The organism is Massilia sp. BSC265, from assembly GCF_000740675.1.
Taxonomy (GTDB): Bacteria; Pseudomonadota; Gammaproteobacteria; order Burkholderiales; family Burkholderiaceae_D; genus Telluria.
In genome coordinates this window covers 33,350-49,242 of sequence record NZ_JPXI01000018.1, presented here as the reverse complement: position 1 = coordinate 49,242, position 15,893 = coordinate 33,350, and the positions used below count along the sequence as shown (strand labels likewise).

Genomic DNA, 15,893 nt, shown 5'->3' with positions numbered 1-15,893 from the left:
TTTCCCGGATAATGGGGTGGACGCCGCCTGCGTCCTTCAGCGAGAACGTCACCGAGAACGCCATGGAACCCATCAAGCCCGAGCACGACAAGTACGACGATAGCGACTTCACGATCGACCTTTCCCATGCCGGGAGTGTCGTGCCGCAGGCGCCGGTCGAGCCGCCACGGCCACCGGCACCGGCGGCCGGCCGCGGCCCGATGGACATGCGCGAGATCCAGGAGGCCATCGCCCGCGTCGAGGCCGAGGCCAAGGCCAATGTCGCCGCCGAGAGCCGCGCCCATGCCGAGGCGCGCGCCCGTTCGCTGGCCGAAGAGCGCGCCGCACTGGATGCCGCCGCGACGGCCGCCGCGCTGGCCAGCGCCCAGGCGTCGGAAGAGGCGATCGCCGCCGAGCGCGAGCGCCTCGAATCGCTGCGCGCCGCCGCCCAGGCCTCAAGCGATCGGCTGGAAGCGATCCGCCAGGAGACCGCCGAGCTGCGCGCGCGCGTGCAGCAGGAAACCGAGACCCGGATGGCGCTCGAATCGCGCGGACGGCTCGAAGAAGAGGCGCGCCGCCGCGCCGCCGCCCAGGTGGAAGCCCAGGCCGAGATGGCGGCCCAGGCTGCGAAGGCCGCCGAGGAGCTGCTGGTCCAGACCGAGCAGGCGCGCCTGCAGGCGGCCGAGCGCATGGCGGCGGTGGAAGCGGCCAAGGAAGAAGTGCTGCACAACGCCAGCGCCGACGCGCGCGTGGCGATCCTGGCGCGCGAGCGCGAGCGGGCCGAGCGCGCCGCCCGCCAGACCGCCGAGAAGCTGGCCCAGGCCGAAGCCGAGGCGCTGGAACTGACCCAGCAGCGCGAGCGCGCCGACCAGGTGGCGCTGGCCGCCGCCTTTGCCCGTGCCGCGGCCGAGGCGCGGGCGCTGGAAGAAGCGCGCGCCCTGGCCCATATCGAGCAGGAACGCGAGGCGACCGCGCAGGCCCAGGCCGAATCCGAGCGTGTCGCGGCCCAATCGCTGCGCATGCGCCTGCAGACCGAGAAGGAATTGCGCGACACCGCGACCCACCGCGAACGGCTGGAGCAGATGGCCGCCGCCGGCGCCGAGGCCCGGCGCGAGGCCGAGACCCGCATCCTGGCCGCGACCGAGGCGCGCATCGAGGCCGACCGCAAGCTGCGCGACGTGGCCGAGGAGCGCGCCCGTGCCGAAGAAGAGGCCAGCCTGCAGGTGCAGGCGCGGCTGGATGCCGAGGCCGTGGCGGCCCAGCATGCGCGCGAGCGTGCCGCCGCCGATGAAGCGGCGGCCCAGGCGGCGCGCCGCCTGGCCGAGGAGGAACAGCGCCAGCGCGCGCTGGCCGAAGAACGGGCAAGCCTGACCCAGGCCGCGGCCGATGCCAGGGCGCAGGAAAACGCGCTGGAGGAGGCGGCGATGGCCGCGGTGCGCCAGCAGGCCGAAGTGCAGCAGCAGGCCTTGGCGGCGGCTCGCTTGCGCGCCGAGCAGGCCGAGCGCCTGGCCCAGGCCGAGCGCGAGCGCGCGGCAAGCGAGGAAGCGGCGCTGGCGCGGGAGGGTGAGCGCCTGCAGGCCGAACACGAGCTGGCACGGGCCGCCGAGGCGCGTGCCCGGGCGGCCGAGGCGGCCGCCGCGCAATTACGCGAGCAGCTCGATGGCGAGCGCCGCGCGGAAGCGGCGCAGGAGGCGGCCCTGGAAGCGCAGCGGGCGCTGGCGCGAGCGGCGATCGAGGAAGCGGAGCATGCCGAGGCGGCAGCCGGCGCCCAGCGCGAGCAGGCGCGCCGCGCGGCCGAACTGGCCCGGGTGCAGGCGGAGCGCGCCGAGGCCGAGCGGCGCCAGCGGGAACTGCTTGACGCGGCCGTGCTTGAAGAACGTGCGGCGACCGAGGCTGCGCGCGAATCGCTGGCCCTGGTCGAGCGCAAGCTGGCCGCGCAGCGCCAGCAGGCGGCATCCGATGCGCGCGCCAACGAGGCGGCCGCCGCACGGCTGGCATCCGAACAGGCGGCGGCCCAGGCCGCCCAGGCGCGCGCCGCGGCCGAGGAAGAACAGGCAAGGCTGGCGCGCGAGCGCGAGATGGCGGAACAGGCCGCGCTCCAGGCCGCGGTCGAGAAGCGCGAGGCCCAGCGGGCACTGCTGGAGTACGCCCAGCGCCACGCCGAGATGCAGCGCAAGGCGGCTGAAGCGACCCGGCGCATGGCGGACGCGCGCAAGGAACTGGCGGCACTGGAGGCGCAGCGTCATGAGGAGCAGACGCAGGAGCTGGCGGGGCTCGATCAGGCCATCGGCGAACGCAAGGCCGAGGCCGAGCATCGTGTGGCCTCGGTGAATATCACGCGCGAAGTGCTGGGACGGTTCAAGAGCACCCAGCAGGCGTCGGCGTCGCATGCGGCAACCAGGCTGGCGGATGTCATCCTCAATCAGAGGAAGACCGGGGAGTAATTCCTTGCGCTAATGATGCAGCGCATGCATTCCGTGAGCGTGATATGCCGCGCATATCATTACCCCCTTACTAATACGTGGGGCGTATCACTGCGACTGCGGCGCCTCGCTCGGCGCTACCGGATTCACCGGTCCCGTGCTCGCCCGGGTTGCAAAATATTGCGTTTCGCCGAAGCAGGTGGTCGGAATCCCCACGTGCTGCTCGTAGGTGATCTGCACCCGCTGGCCCATCGCACTCTGCAACTGCTTTACCACCGCTTCATCGCGCACGGTGAAGGCAAAGCGTTCCGGAATCGCTCCCGGCATGCTGGACAGCAGGATCTCGCCTTCCCAGGTCTTGCACAGCCAGCCTTTCTTGGAAAACTTCTGCAGGTAGCCCGCCCGTTCGCCTTCCGAATACGACCACGTCAGGGTGAACCAGGTGTACAGCGCGAACAGCACGATGATCGCGGCGATGGCGGACAGGAGGATGGCGGTAGCGCGTTTCGGCATGGTCTAGGAGTAAACGTGGGTTGAGTTGTCAGGATGGCAGTATCGCAGCCGGGCACATTCTGCCACGGATGGGCAAAATCACAAACTGCCGGGAGCGACGTCCCCGGTGCACAAGCCCTCTCAGGCCAGTTTCTTGGCAAGGTGCGCGTGGCGCCGCCGGTAGCGCACCGAGGACCACAGCGACACCAGGATGAAGGCCAGCCCCGACAGCCCCGTGAACCACTCGGGAATGTGATAGTGGACGCTGATGAACATGATGGTCGCCAGGATGCCGATCGCATAGTGCGCCCCATGTTCCAGGAACACGAATTCTTCCAGCGTGCCCTTGTAGACCAGGAACACCGTCATCGAGCGCACGAACATGGCGCCGATGGCCAGGCCCAGCATGATGATCACGACATCGTTGGTGATCGCGAAGGCCCCGATCACGCCGTCGAAGCTGAACGAGGCATCCAGCACCTCGAGGTAGAGGAAGCCGCCGATGCTGCCCTGGGCGATCATGCGGCCCACCGCCGGGTCTTCTTCTTCCTTCTCGAGCAGGGCGCTGAGCCATTTCACCCCGATGTAGATCAGCACCCCGGTGACGCCGGCGATCAGGACCGGCAGCTTGCGCGCCGGCTCCATCAAATACATGGCGCCGCATACCGCCAGCAGGGTGATGGCGATGGCCAGGCCCTCGGTACCGTATTTGCCGACTTTTTCCTCGATCCAGCCGAGCCAGTGCAGTTCCTTCTGTTCGTCGAACAGGAAGTTCAGGAAGACCAGCATCAGGAAGGCGCCGCCGAAGGACGCCACCTCGGCGTGCTTCTCGGTCAGGTGGCGCGAGTACTCCTTCGGGTTGTCGATCGCCATGTGCCAGACCTCGACCAGGCCGAGCCCGGTCGCCGCCGACACGATGACGAGCGGGAAGATCAGGCGCATGCCGAACACGGCCACCAGGATGCCGACCGTGAGGAACAGTTTGCGCCAGAACTCGTTCCAGCCGCGCAAGACCGAGGCGTTCACCACCGCATTGTCGAAAGAAAGCGACACTTCGAGCACGCCGAGGATGGCCGTGATCCAGAGCGCATGCAGCATGCCGCCGATCCCGCCATGCTCGTAGCCCCACCAGCCAGCCAGGCCCATCAGGATGACCGTGACCGCAATCGACAACCGGAAATGCCGCATACCGCCCCCTTGCCTGTCCCGTCTAATTGGAGGAATATTACCGTCCCAGGTGGTGTGGCGGCGCTACGGATGTCCTTGATTGCTCGCGGTTTTTATATCGGCGCGGCCTTGCTTCTGAGATAATTCCGCCCGGCATCAGGCATGGGCATCGGCCTGCCTGCAGCAATTATCTTCACCTGGATTAGGACATGGATCTCGCATACCTCGTAACACCCGTGCTGACCTGGATGGTGGTCGGCCCGATCAAGTTCTTGATTACCAGTGCGCGCCAGCGCCGCTGGGCCTTCAACCTGGTGGGCAACGGCGGCTTCCCCAGCAACCATAGCTCCGTCGTCAGCAGCATGGCGACCCTGATCGCGCTGCGCGAGGGGATCGGCCATCCGGCCTTCGGCGTTGCGGTGACCCTGGCCTTCATCGTGATGATCGACGCGAACAGCCTGCGCCAGCACGTGGGCCGCCAGGCCGCGGCGATCAACCGCCTGGCGCGCGAGGCCGTCGGCCACACCGTCCTGCGCGAGCGCATGGGCCACACCCTGGTGGAGATCGGCGGCGGCATTGCCACCGGCATCGGCATGGGCTTCCTGATCCACGCCGTCTTCGGCGCCTGAGCGGGTAAATACATGGGCGGACAGTTCCGGACGTCCGCCTGTCCGCGCATTGTCCGGAAATGGGCACGTTTCAGTCCGCCTGGAATGCAGCTCGTCGCGAAATATCGCATTTCATCCCTCGAATTCCGCAGTATGCAGAGTCGTCACTTGAAGTTGGTAGGGCACTACTTGATACTGCGCGCTGGCTGTTCATATCCGCATTTCTGCATTTTTACAAGAACACATACTGAGTCCTTCTCTGGAGAACCACATGCTGCGCAAATCACTACTCGTCCTTGCCATCGCCTCGGCGCTCGTCGCCTGCAGCAAGGAGTCCAAGGAGCCTGCCAAGCCGGGCCAAGAAGGTGCCCAAACCGCCCAGGCCGGCAAGGATGATCCGAAGGACAAGCGTCCCTCGCAGCTGAAGGTTGCCTCGGAAGACGTGCTGACCATCCAGAACGACACCCTGTCGAGCGGCCCGGTCGTCACCGGTTCGATCCAGCCGGAGCGCAAGGCCGACCTGCGCGCCGAGGTCTCGGCCGTGGTGCTGCAGGTCCTGCGCGAGAACGGCGAACCGGTCAAGCGCGGCGACGTGCTGGTACGCCTGGATGAAACCGCGATCCGCGATACCGTCGCGTCCGCCGACGAGGCAGTGCGTGCCGCCACCCAGGCCCTGGACCAGGCCAACCGCCAGCTGGAGCGCATGAAAACCCTGCGCGCCTCGGGCATGACCTCGGCCGTCGGCCTGGATGAGGCCGAAGTGCGCCGCAACAGCGCCCAGAGCGAACTGTCGGCCGCCAAGAGCCGCGCCGCCACCGCCCGCCAGCAGCTGTCGCGCACCGTGGTGCGCGCCCCGTTCGACGGCATCGTCTCCGAGCGCAAGGTCTCGGCCGGCGACACCGCCACCATCGGCAAGGAACTGGTCAAGGTCATCGACCCGAACAGCATGCGCTTCCAGGCGAGGGTCTCGGCCGACGAGATCGCCAACGTGAAGCTCGGCCAGAAGGTCAATTTCCGCGTCAACGGCTATGGCGAGCAGCAGTTCGCCGGCGTCGTCAAGCGCATCGACCCGGCCGCCAACGCCGTCACCCGCCAGGTCGAGGTGGTGGTGGAGTTCGCCGACAAGGCCCAGCCGAAGGTGGCCGGGCTGTACGCCGAAGGCCGCATCGACGCCCAGAGCACCAGCGCCCTGATGCTGCCGGAAGGCGCGATGGTCAAGGCTGGCGACAGCGCCTATACGTGGCGCATCCGGGACAAGACCCTGAACAAGGTTCCCCTGGTAGTCGGCGCGCGCGATCCGCGCACCGGCAACGTCGAAGTCAAGCAGGGCCTGGTCGCCGGCGACATCGTACTGCGCTCGCCGAGCTCGAATCTGAAGGATGGCCAGAAGGTCGAGTTGCCGACCGCGCTGGTGGCCAGCGCGAGCGCGGCCAATCAGGTCGCGGTGCAGGGCAAGTAATAGGGAAATAAGGATAAAACAAATGTTCCTGTCTAATTTTAGTGTCAAGAGACCGGTTGCGACCGTCGTCATGATCGTGGCGATGATGTTGATCGGCCTGCTTGCCCTGTCCAAACTGAAGGTCAACCAGAACCCGGACGTCGAGCAGCCAGGACTCTCGGTCAACATCCCGTATCCGGGCGCGTCGCCCGAGACCGTCGAGCGCGAGATCACCAACCGCCTGGAAAAGCAGCTGTTGGCGGTCCAGGGCGTTACCGAGATCAATTCCAACTCGTACGAAGGCGGCGTGTCGATCTGGATGGAGTTCAACTTCGGCCGCAACGTCATCGAAGCGTCGGACGACGTGCGCAACGCCATCGCCGCGGTGCGCTACAAGCTGCCGGTCGAGATGCGCGAGCCGGTGCTGCGCCGCTTCGACATGAGCGCCCAGCCGGTGATGCAGCTGGCGCTGTCGTCGAGCACGCAGTCGCACGCCGACATCTCGCGCTATGCTGAAGACGTGCTGGCCGATAAGTTCCGCGCTATCGAAGGCGTCTCGACCGTGAACGTGAACGGCGCCCTGCGCCGCGAGCTGTCGGTCCTGCTGCGCGCAGAGAAACTGCGTGAGTTCAATGTCTCGGTGTCGGAAGTCACCAACGCCCTGCGCACCCAGAACACCAATGCCCCGGTCGGCAAGCTGCGCAGCGAGCTGGACGAGAAGGGCATCCGCCTGGTCGGCCGCATCGAGCGTCCCGAAGACTTCTCCCAGATCGTGGTCAAGCGCAACGGCGACCAGATCGTGCGCCTGAACCAGGTGGCCGAGATCAAGGACGGCTTTGCGGACGTCAATAGCCTGTCGATTCGCAGTGGCAAGCCGAACGTCGGCCTGCACATTGCCCGTTCGCCCGATGCCTCGACCGTGTCGCTGGCCAAGCGCGTCCACCAGGTGGTCGAAGAGGCCAACAAGGAAATGCCGCAGGGTACCAAGCTCGACGTCGTCCAGGACGGCGGCGAACAGGCCCAGAGCAGCCTGAACAACGTGATCGAAGCCCTGGTGCTGGGTGCGATCCTGACCATCTTCGTGGTGTACGCCTTCCTGAATTCCTGGCGTTCGACCCTGATCACCGCGCTGTCGCTGCCGACCTCGGTGCTGGCCGCCTTCATCGCCGTGTGGCTGTGCGGGTTCACGCTGAACTTCATGACCCTGCTGGGCCTGTCGCTGGCGATCGGCGTGCTGATCGACGATGCGATCGTGGTGCGGGAAAACATCGTGCGCCATATGGAAATGGGCTCCGATCGTCGCACCGCCGCCCTGGAAGGTACCGCCGAGATCGGCCTGGCCGTGGCCGCGACCACGTTCTCGATCATGGCCGTGTTCGTGCCGGTGGCCTTCATGCCGGGCGTGTCCGGAGAATGGTTCCGTCCGTTCGCACTGACCGTGACCTGCTCGGTGATCGTGTCGCTGCTGATCTCGTTTACGCTCGACCCGATGCTGTCGGCCTACTGGGGCGACCCGCCTGACCACGCCCATGCCCCGAAGAAGGGACTGAGCCGCGTGCTGCAACGCTTTAACATCTGGTTCGACCACCAGGCCGACCGCTACGGCCGCGTGATCGAATGGGCACTGCACCACCGCAAGTGGATGGGCGCCATCGCCGTCCTCAGCTTCGTCGGCGCGATCGGCCTGCACATGGCCTTCGGCGGCTCGAGCTTCCTGCCGAAGAGCGACCACGGCACCATCATGGTCGAGATCCGCACGCCGGCCTCGTCCAGCCTGGAATACGCACGCCGCAAGGTGGAAGCGGCTGCCGAGGCGGCCCGTTCGATCCCGGAAACCAAGGACACCAACAGCTACGTCAACCTGGACGGCGGCCGTGTCTACGTCGACATCGGCAAGCGCAGCAAGCGCAAGCGCACCGGTGCCGAGATCGGCGCCGAACTGCGCGCCAAGATCGCTCCGCTGGTCGGCGCCGAGTACACCGTCATCGACGACCTGGGCGGCAACGGCAAGCCGGTCCAGATCGAGTTCACCGGCCCGGACTCGCGCAAACTGATGGAACTGACTTCCGCCTACATGGAGAAGTTGCGCGCCGTGCCGGGCGCCGTCGACGTGACCCTGTCGGAACAGGATCCGAAGAACGAACTGCAGATCGTGCTCGACCGCGGCCTGGCCAACGCCATGGGCATCTCGGTGAACGACGCCGCCCAGGCCCTGCGCGTGGCCTTCGCAGGCATCGAAGTGGGCGACTGGGTCGACCCGACCAGCGAGACCCGCGACGTCGCCGTGCGCCTGCATCCGGACGACCGCGTCAACACCGACAGCATCGAGCGCCTGCCGATCGCCGTGGCCGGCACCGGCATGATGGTGCCGCTCGAGCAGATCGCTACCATTACCATGGGCAAGGGCCCGTCAGCCATCCGCCACAAGAACGGCGAGCGTCTGATCACCGTGTCGGCCAACGCCCAGGGCCGTTCGGCCGGCGAAGTGACCGCCGACGCCATGAAACTGGCCAAGAGCTTCGACTTCCCGCCGGGCTACGGCCTGTCGCTGGGCGGCCAGGGTGAAGACCAGCAGGAACTGTTCACCGAGATGATCATCGCGCTGTTCTCGGGCATCCTGCTGATGTACCTGATCCTGGTGATGCAGTTCGGCTCCTTCACCGCACCGGTGGGCGTGATGCTGTCGCTGCCGCTGTCGCTGATCGGCGTCGTGCTGGCCCTGATCCTGACCAAGAACACGCTCAACCTGATGAGCATGATCGGCGTCCTGATGCTGATGGGCCTGGTGGCAAAGAACGCGATCCTGCTGATCGACGCCGCCCGCGTCCTGGAAAAGGAAGGCATGGACCGTGAAGAAGCGCTGATGCAGGCCGGCCGCAAGCGCCTGCGTCCGATCCTGATGACGACCTTTGCGCTGATCGCAGGTATGTTCCCGGTGGCGATGGCGTTCGGTGATGCGGGCCAGTTCTACCAGCCGCTGGCCATCGCGATCATCGGCGGCGTGATCACCTCGACGCTGCTGACCCTGCTCGTCGTCCCGACCTTCTACGACAGTATCGAGATCGCCCGCGACCGCATGGCGGCCAAGTTCGGCCGCCGCGCCAAGCGCTACAATTCGGCCCTGGCCTTCCTGGTGACCTTCGTCGAGGCCATCCTGACCTTGACCCTGGTGCGCTTCGTGTTCCGTGTCATCGTGTTCATCGGCCGCTTCGTCTCGGGCCGCGGCCGCGGAACCCCGCAGCCGGCATAAGCGCCGCGCGCAGCTTCGCCTGCCGCAAGAGCCAGCCTTCGGGCTGGCTTTTTTTTTCGCCGCGACATCGCCGCGGAATGCGCGCAAGGTACGCGGGAGGGTAGAACGACGGCGTGCGGCAGGTCCTGGCGAGTACGCCGGAACCCGAAGAGCGACGTGAAGGCGTGGCAGCGAAAGCGCAGGAGCGCAGACGCGCAGAACGAAAGGGGATGCTTGAGAAGGCTGGAGCCGGCAGCTTCAGCGCTGGGGAGCGGCAACCGAGCCCGAAAGGTTAGTTGGACCTTTGGAGGAGGCAACGCAGGAAACGACTAAGCCAGCCCTGCCGGGCTGGCGATCGCCGCTGCAAATACGGCCACGAAACCAGCTTCCAGTGTTAGCCGGAAGTCCCGGAGCCCGCAGCGCGGGCCCCGTTCGTTGCCAGGCGGATGGCGGATCAGCCGCCCGAGGTGCCGCCGGTGGTGCCGCCGGTGGTGCCGCCGGTGCCGCCGGTGCCCGAACCGGTAGTGCCGGTGGTGCCCGAAGTGCCCGAGGTACCGGTGCCGGTTGCGCCGGTGCCGGTGGTGCCGGTTGCGCCAGTGCCGGTGGTACCGGTCGCGCCGGTGCCGGAGGTGTCGCCGGTGGTGCCGGTTGCGCCGGTGGTGCCGGTGCCGGTTGCGCCGGTGCCCATGTCGCCGGTGGTGCCGGTGGTGCCGGTGCCGGTTGCACCGGTGCCGGTGTCACCCGTGGTGCCGGTGGCGCCCGAGGTGGTGCTCGGGGTGGTGGCCGAGGTGTCCGGCGTGGTGGTCGTGGTGTCGGTCGCCGGCTCGTTCTTGCGGCAAGCGCCCAGCAGGGAGGCCAACACAGCAGCAGTCAGCAGGATTTTTGGTGCTTTGGTCAGTGCTTTCATTGTTTAACTCCTCGTTCACGTCTATCTTGTGCCGCAGCGTCCAGGTGAGGCCTTGGGCTACTACGGCGCCAGGTTAGGTCCTCTGAGGGTTCGGGAACCCAGCAGTGGAACCATCAGGGAACCGACGCAATACGCGGCCCCGGTCAGTGCACGAATCGACCTGATTAGACTGGTGGCTGGGCCGCCAGTTCGTCGAATCGCATACTGTCGTACTCGATTCCGCCGCACTAGGCCACGGAATGCCGGTGATCAGGAATGGTCGATTCCCGTTCCCCGGCCCACCGGCGTTTGCCGGATGGTCTCGGTGTCGCCGGCATACTTGCCTGCGATCTGTTCCAACAGCGCAGGTATCTCTTGTGATATTTCCCGCGCTAGATATCCCAATGTGCCCATGCGCTCGGCGAGGCGCTCGCCGGCACGCGCATGCAGCGCCACGCCCCAGCAGGTGGCCTGGTCCAGCGGCGCCCCGCGGGCGGCGAGGCCGGCAATGACACCGGCCAGCACGTCGCCGGATCCGGAGATGGCCAGGCCCACGTTGCCGCCTTCATGTTGGTACAACGTTCCATCCGGCGTTGCGATGACAGTGCGCGCACCTTTTAATGCGACCACCGCATTCCAGGCCCGTGCCGCCTCCAGGGCGCGCGGGTCGGGCGCATCATTGATGTCCTGCTTGGGCGTCCCGGTCAGGTGTGCCATCTCGCCTGCGTGCGGCGTGAGGATGACGGGACGCTCGAAACGCCAGGGCGCGCCTGGGGGCCAGCCTGCAGGCGGATGCAGCAGCGCGCCCATGGCGCAGGCGTCCAGCACCAGTTGCGCCCCGGCTGCTTCCAGGCGCGGCAGCAATGCATGCACCAGCGCGGCCGTGGCCGGCTCGTCGCGCATGCCCGGTCCGATCAGCACCGCGTCGACGCGCTCGGCCAACGGGTCGAGGCAAGCGAGCGCGTCCATGCTGAAACCGGCGCTCGCTTGCTCGGCCAGTCCGATGACGCGTGCCTCGGGCATGGCCAGGGCCACCAGCTGGGCCACGCTCTGGCCGGTGGCAATGGTGAGCTTGCCGGCGCCCGCGCGCAGCGCAGCGGTGGCGGCCAGGATGACCGCACCCGGCATTTCGCAGGAGCCGCCCAGCACCAGCACATGGCCGCGGATTTCCTTGTCGCCTTCGACGGCCGGCATCGGCACCGGCCAGCCGCGCAGCAGGGCTGCGTCGACGTCCTGCACGGCAGTGGCGCGCGGACGGGTATCGCTGAGCGTGTCGATGAGCGGTTCCATTGGATGGGCTTATGCCTTCGGTGCGGCAGGCAGGTCCTTGCTGGCGGTGACGGGGGTGCCGCTCGATTCGAGCGGCGCCACGAAGTTGACGAGGCGCAGGGCGAGATGGCCGCCCTTGCCGAGGCCGGGGTCGTATTCGTAGGAGGTGACCGAGCAGTTCGGCACGTCGCCGGCGCGGTCGAATTCGAGGATGGTTTTTTCGTCAAGGCGCTCGAACAGGTAGCGGAAGCAATTGACCGTGACCTGGTGCGCCACGATGAGCACACGTTCGCGGCAGAACTCGCGGTTCAGGGTATCGACCACGCTGCGCAGGCGCAGGATCACGTCGCACCAGCTTTCGCCGCCGGGCGGGCGGAAGTAGAACTTGCCGACGTGCTGGCGCTGTTCGTAGAGCTCGGGGTGGTGGTGCGCGATGCCGTAGGTGGTGAGGCGGTCGAGGATGCCGAATTCCTTTTCGCGCAGGCGCTCGTCGGATTCGACCACCATGCGCGATCGATCCAGGCGCTGCATCAGGATGTTGGCGGTTTCTGCGGCGCGTACATAGGGCGAGTACAGGACCACCGTCGGCTGCTGCTCGGGCGGCAGCGAGGCGAACCAGGAACCGAGCGCCTGCGACTGGCGCTCGCCCAGCTCGGACAGGGGGACGTCGACGTCGCGGTGGGCGATGTCGATGCGGTGCCCGGCGGACGCTTCAGCGAGCTCCCGCGCGACGTTGCCGGCGCTTTGTCCATGCCTGACCAGCCAGACTTCCTGTGGCCACTTTTGTTCCATCACCTACCCGTCTTTGATATTGACATGACATCATCATAGACGGATTCGACGGGCCGAAAGCGCACGATTGCGGGCTTTCCGCAGACGCTCGCCGTGGCGTCGGAGCCCTCTTACACAGCTTGCGATTCGCTGTCTAAATTGATTTCCGCATCGCTATGAAACACGCGCAGATCGGTCTGTCCGAGGACGCGGCTGGTCAGCGTACCGGCGGTAATGGAACCGCTGACATTCAGTGCCGTGCGGCCCATGTCGATCAATGGTTCTACCGAAATCAGGAGGCCCGCCAGCGCCACCGGCAGATCCATCGCCGACAGCACGATGAGGGCGGCAAAGGTGGCGCCGCCGCCCACCCCGGCCACGCCGATCGACCCGAAGGCGACGATCGCCAGCAGCGGCAGCAGGAAGGAGGCGGTGAAGGGATCGATGCCGACGGTCGGCGCAATCATCACCGCCAGCATGGCCGGATAGATGCCGGCGCAGCCGTTCTGGCCGATGGTGGCGCCGAAAGAGGCGGCGAAGTTGGCGATGCCTTCGGGCGTGCCGAGGCGCGCGGTCTGGGTCGCCACGCTCATCGGGATCGAACCGGCGCTGGTGCGCGAGGTGAAGGCGAAGGCCAGCACCGGGAAGATCTTCGCCACGAAGCGCAGCGGGTTCAGGCCGCTGCCCGCGACCATCATCAGGTGCACGAGGAACATCAGCGCCAGCGCGCAGTAGGAGGCGGCGACGAAGCTGGCCAGGCTGAGGATGTCCTGCAGGCTCGAACCGGCCACCATCCTGGCCATCAGCGCGAACACGCCGAAGGGCGTCAGGCGCAGCACCAGGGTGACCATGCGCATCACGATCACGTGGGCCACATGGACGAAGCCGCTGAAGGACTCGAACACCTCGGGCTTCTTGCCGGCGATGCCGGTGGCCGAGATGCCGATGAAGATCGAGAACACGACCACCGCGATGGTCGAGGTCTTGCGCGCGCCGGTCATGTCCAGGAAGGGATTGGCCGGGATGAAGGACAGCAGCATGGACGGCAGCGAGATCTCCTTCGCCGCGGCCAGGTTGCCCTGCAGGTAGTCGCCGCGCGCCACTTCCGCGGCGGACGCCGTCAGGCCGACCGCGCTCAGGCCGAACAGCTTGGCGATCAGGATGCCGATGGCGGCCGCCACGACGGTGGTGGCGATCAGGATGCCGATCGTCAGCGTGCTGATGGTGCCGAGCGAGGCGGCATTGCGCAGCTTGAGGATGGCCTGCACGATCGAGACCATGATCAGGGGGATGACGATCATCTGCAGCAGCTTCACATAGCCGCTGCCGACCACGTCCAGCCAGGCATTGGCAGCGGCGATGTCGGACGAACCGGCGCCGTGGACGGCCTGCATGGCGGCTCCCAGCACCACGCCCAGGCCCAGGCCGGTGAACACGCGCTTGGTAAACGAAACCTGGTTCGCCTGCAGGCGGTAGAGCAGCACGCACGCGACCAGTGCGACGACCAGGTTGATCAGGACGGGGAAGTTCATTGGAGCCTTTGCGAATAGCTGATGCGCTGCGGAAATCAATCGCAGCATTCTATAGCCAAATGGATATCGACGCCGGAGCAGGGGAGGAGCCTGGCCACGCGACGGCCATGCTTGGACGGAGGCGGAGAGGGGTCGCGGCGAGCTCAGCTGTAGCGCAGGGACAACATTCGCCCGGTTTTCACGGAGATATCTAGCTTACCCGCAATGGGTATGTTGAAATTTCCACAGTACAATTGTATTGATGCACATATTCTTTCCTAGGCTCCCAATGTTTAAACATCTGACCATCAAGACCCGCCTTGTATTCGTGATCGCTTTCCTGGCTGCCGAGCTCGTCGCTGGCGCCGTCGTGGGGCTCTACAACCTGGCGGTGGCGAACGCCGAGCTGAAAAGCCTGCACGACAACCGCGTCGTCGCTCTAGGACAACTCAGCCGCGTCATGCAGCTGGTTACGCTGAACCAGTTACTGGTCGCCAAGGCTGCGCCTCAGGAAGACAGCGGCAAGCGCAATGCCATCTTGTCGGAAGTCGATGCCAACCTTGCCGAGGTGTCATCGACCTGGAAGGCCTACGAACAGACCGAACTGACAAGCGAGGAAGCGGCGCTCGTTGCGAAGTTCGTCGAATCCAATACCGCGTTTGTCGCGCAGGCCCTGCAGCCCGCCATCGCGGCCGTGCGCGCTGGCGACGGCGCGCTGGCGAACCAGATCATTGCCGGCGACATGGCGCGCCTGTTCCAGCCGGTGCGGACGAACGGCGACAGCCTGATCGCGCTGCAGCAGCGCGTGGCCAAGGAGGAGTACGAGCGCTCCCAGGAAACCTATGAAACCGTGCGCCTGGTCTGCCTGGCCGGCCTCGTGTTCGGCCTCCTGATGGCGGTGGTGGTGGGCTGGGTGCTGGTGCGCGCGATCGTCCGTCCGCTCGAGCGGGCGGTGCAGATTGCCGGCGCCGTGGCCGCGGGCGACCTGACGCAGCAGATCGACGTCAGCTCGAACGACGAAACCGGCCGCCTGCTGCAGGCGCTGAAGGACATGAACGCGGCGCTGGTGCAGATCGTCACCCGCGTACGCGCCGGCACCGACACCATCGCCACGGCATCGGGCGAGATCGCCGCCGGCAACCTCGACCTGTCCACTCGCACCGAGCAGCAGGCCGGTTCGCTGGAAGAGACGGCATCCTCCATGGAAGAACTGACCTCGACCGTCAAGCAGAATGCCGACAATGCACGCCAGGCCAACGCACTGGCGGCCTCGGCCCAGCAGGTGGCGGGCAAGGGTGGCGAAGTGGTGGAGCAGGTCGTGCGCACCATGGGCGCGATCAACAATTCGGCAACCCGCATCGTCGACATCATCACGGTCATCGACGGCATCGCCTTCCAGACCAATATCCTGGCGCTGAATGCGGCGGTGGAGGCAGCGCGTGCCGGCGAGCAAGGCCGCGGATTCGCGGTGGTCGCGGGTGAAGTGCGCAACCTGGCGCAGCGCAGCGCGGCGGCAGCCAAGGAAATCAAGGCGCTGATCGACGACTCGGTCGAGAAGGTGCACCACGGCTCCGAGCTGGTCGACCGGGCCGGCGCGACGATGGCGGAAATCGTGCAGAGCGTCGGCCGCGTGACCGACATCATGGCCGAGATCACTGCCGCGAGCCAGGAGCAGACTGCGGGCATCGAACAGATCAACAGCGCCGTGACGCAGATGGACCAGGTGACGCAGCAGAATGCCGCGCTGGTCGAGGAAGCCTCGGCCGCGGCGCAGTCGCTGCAGCAGGAAGCGGCGGAGCTGGCGCAGGCGGTCGGCATCTTCCGTCTCGCGGCGCAGGCAGCGCCGACCAGCCCTGTGCGGGTGCCGGCGCTGGTCGCGCGCCCTGCCAAGGTGAAGGTCCCGGCACGCAGCGAGGCGAAGGCGGCGGCCCCAGCGCAGCCTGTGCGCAAGGCTGCGAAGGCGCAGGCCGCCGAAGCCACCGAGGGCTGGGAAGAGTTCTGACGACGTCCGGCTAAGGAGGGGCGGCCACCGGGCCGCTGCTGCGCCGCACGTCAACCAGGCAGCGAGCTTGCAGGCTCGCTGCCTTTTTCATGGCGTGCACTCGTGCGTGCGCACGCCC

11 protein-coding genes are annotated in these 15,893 nt (G+C 66.8%); 5 read left to right on the top strand and 6 right to left on the bottom strand.

Annotation, left to right across the window (positions count from 1 at the left end; genetic code table 11):
* The first annotated feature begins 62 nt into the window (after window positions 1–62).
* Entirely contained in the window at window positions 63–2,423 is a 2,361-nt protein-coding gene (locus MA09_RS25450) for a hypothetical protein (RefSeq protein ID WP_081897386.1), read from the top strand.
* A gap of 87 nt (window positions 2,424–2,510) precedes the next feature.
* Here MA09_RS25450 and MA09_RS02695 read toward each other — a convergent pair whose 3' ends face one another.
* Entirely contained in the window at window positions 2,511–2,915 is a 405-nt protein-coding gene (locus tag MA09_RS02695) for a hypothetical protein (protein WP_036245182.1), read from the bottom strand.
* A gap of 120 nt (window positions 2,916–3,035) precedes the next feature.
* Window positions 3,036–4,082, bottom strand: coding sequence for a DUF475 domain-containing protein (locus MA09_RS02690; RefSeq protein WP_036245179.1), 1,047 nt, complete (start codon window positions 4,080–4,082; stop codon window positions 3,036–3,038).
* A gap of 188 nt (window positions 4,083–4,270) precedes the next feature.
* Here MA09_RS02690 and MA09_RS02685 point away from each other — a divergent pair, with 188 nt between their 5' ends.
* The 3 genes from MA09_RS02685 (at window position 4,271) to MA09_RS02675 (ending at window position 9,357) form a co-directional block, all read left to right on the top strand.
* Complete coding sequence (locus MA09_RS02685) at window positions 4,271–4,690, top strand: divergent PAP2 family protein (protein WP_036245176.1); 420 nt, start codon at window positions 4,271–4,273, stop codon at window positions 4,688–4,690.
* A gap of 250 nt (window positions 4,691–4,940) precedes the next feature.
* Complete coding sequence (locus MA09_RS02680; protein WP_036245173.1) at window positions 4,941–6,128, top strand: efflux RND transporter periplasmic adaptor subunit; 1,188 nt, start codon at window positions 4,941–4,943, stop codon at window positions 6,126–6,128.
* 22 nt (window positions 6,129–6,150) lie between these two features.
* Window positions 6,151–9,357, top strand: coding sequence for an efflux RND transporter permease subunit (locus MA09_RS02675; protein WP_036245170.1), 3,207 nt, complete (start codon window positions 6,151–6,153; stop codon window positions 9,355–9,357).
* 433 nt (window positions 9,358–9,790) lie between these two features.
* Here MA09_RS02675 and MA09_RS02670 read toward each other — a convergent pair whose 3' ends face one another.
* The 4 genes from MA09_RS02670 to MA09_RS02655 all read right to left on the bottom strand — a co-directional run bounded on the left by MA09_RS02670 (window position 9,791) and on the right by MA09_RS02655 (window position 13,794).
* Window positions 9,791–10,243 carry a hypothetical protein gene (locus tag MA09_RS02670; protein WP_051933106.1) on the bottom strand — a complete coding sequence of 151 codons (453 nt, stop codon included), beginning with the start codon at window positions 10,241–10,243 and terminating at the stop codon, window positions 9,791–9,793.
* Between the two features lie 249 nt (window positions 10,244–10,492).
* Window positions 10,493–11,512 (bottom strand): NAD(P)H-hydrate dehydratase, encoded by a 1,020-nt coding sequence (locus MA09_RS02665; RefSeq protein ID WP_036245168.1) that lies wholly within the window; start codon window positions 11,510–11,512, stop codon window positions 10,493–10,495.
* A 9-nt stretch (window positions 11,513–11,521) separates the two neighbouring features.
* Window positions 11,522–12,283 carry a histidine phosphatase family protein gene (locus MA09_RS02660; RefSeq protein ID WP_036245164.1) on the bottom strand — a complete coding sequence of 254 codons (762 nt, stop codon included), beginning with the start codon at window positions 12,281–12,283 and terminating at the stop codon, window positions 11,522–11,524.
* 110 nt (window positions 12,284–12,393) lie between these two features.
* Window positions 12,394–13,794: an L-cystine transporter gene (locus tag MA09_RS02655; RefSeq protein WP_036245161.1), complete on the bottom strand. Its 1,401-nt coding sequence runs from the start codon at window positions 13,792–13,794 to the stop codon at window positions 12,394–12,396.
* A gap of 268 nt (window positions 13,795–14,062) precedes the next feature.
* On the opposite strand from MA09_RS02655, the gene MA09_RS02650 reads away from it, so the two are divergent.
* Window positions 14,063–15,775 carry a methyl-accepting chemotaxis protein gene (locus MA09_RS02650; protein WP_036245160.1) on the top strand — a complete coding sequence of 571 codons (1,713 nt, stop codon included), beginning with the start codon at window positions 14,063–14,065 and terminating at the stop codon, window positions 15,773–15,775.
* The last annotated feature ends 118 nt before the right edge of the window (window positions 15,776–15,893 follow it).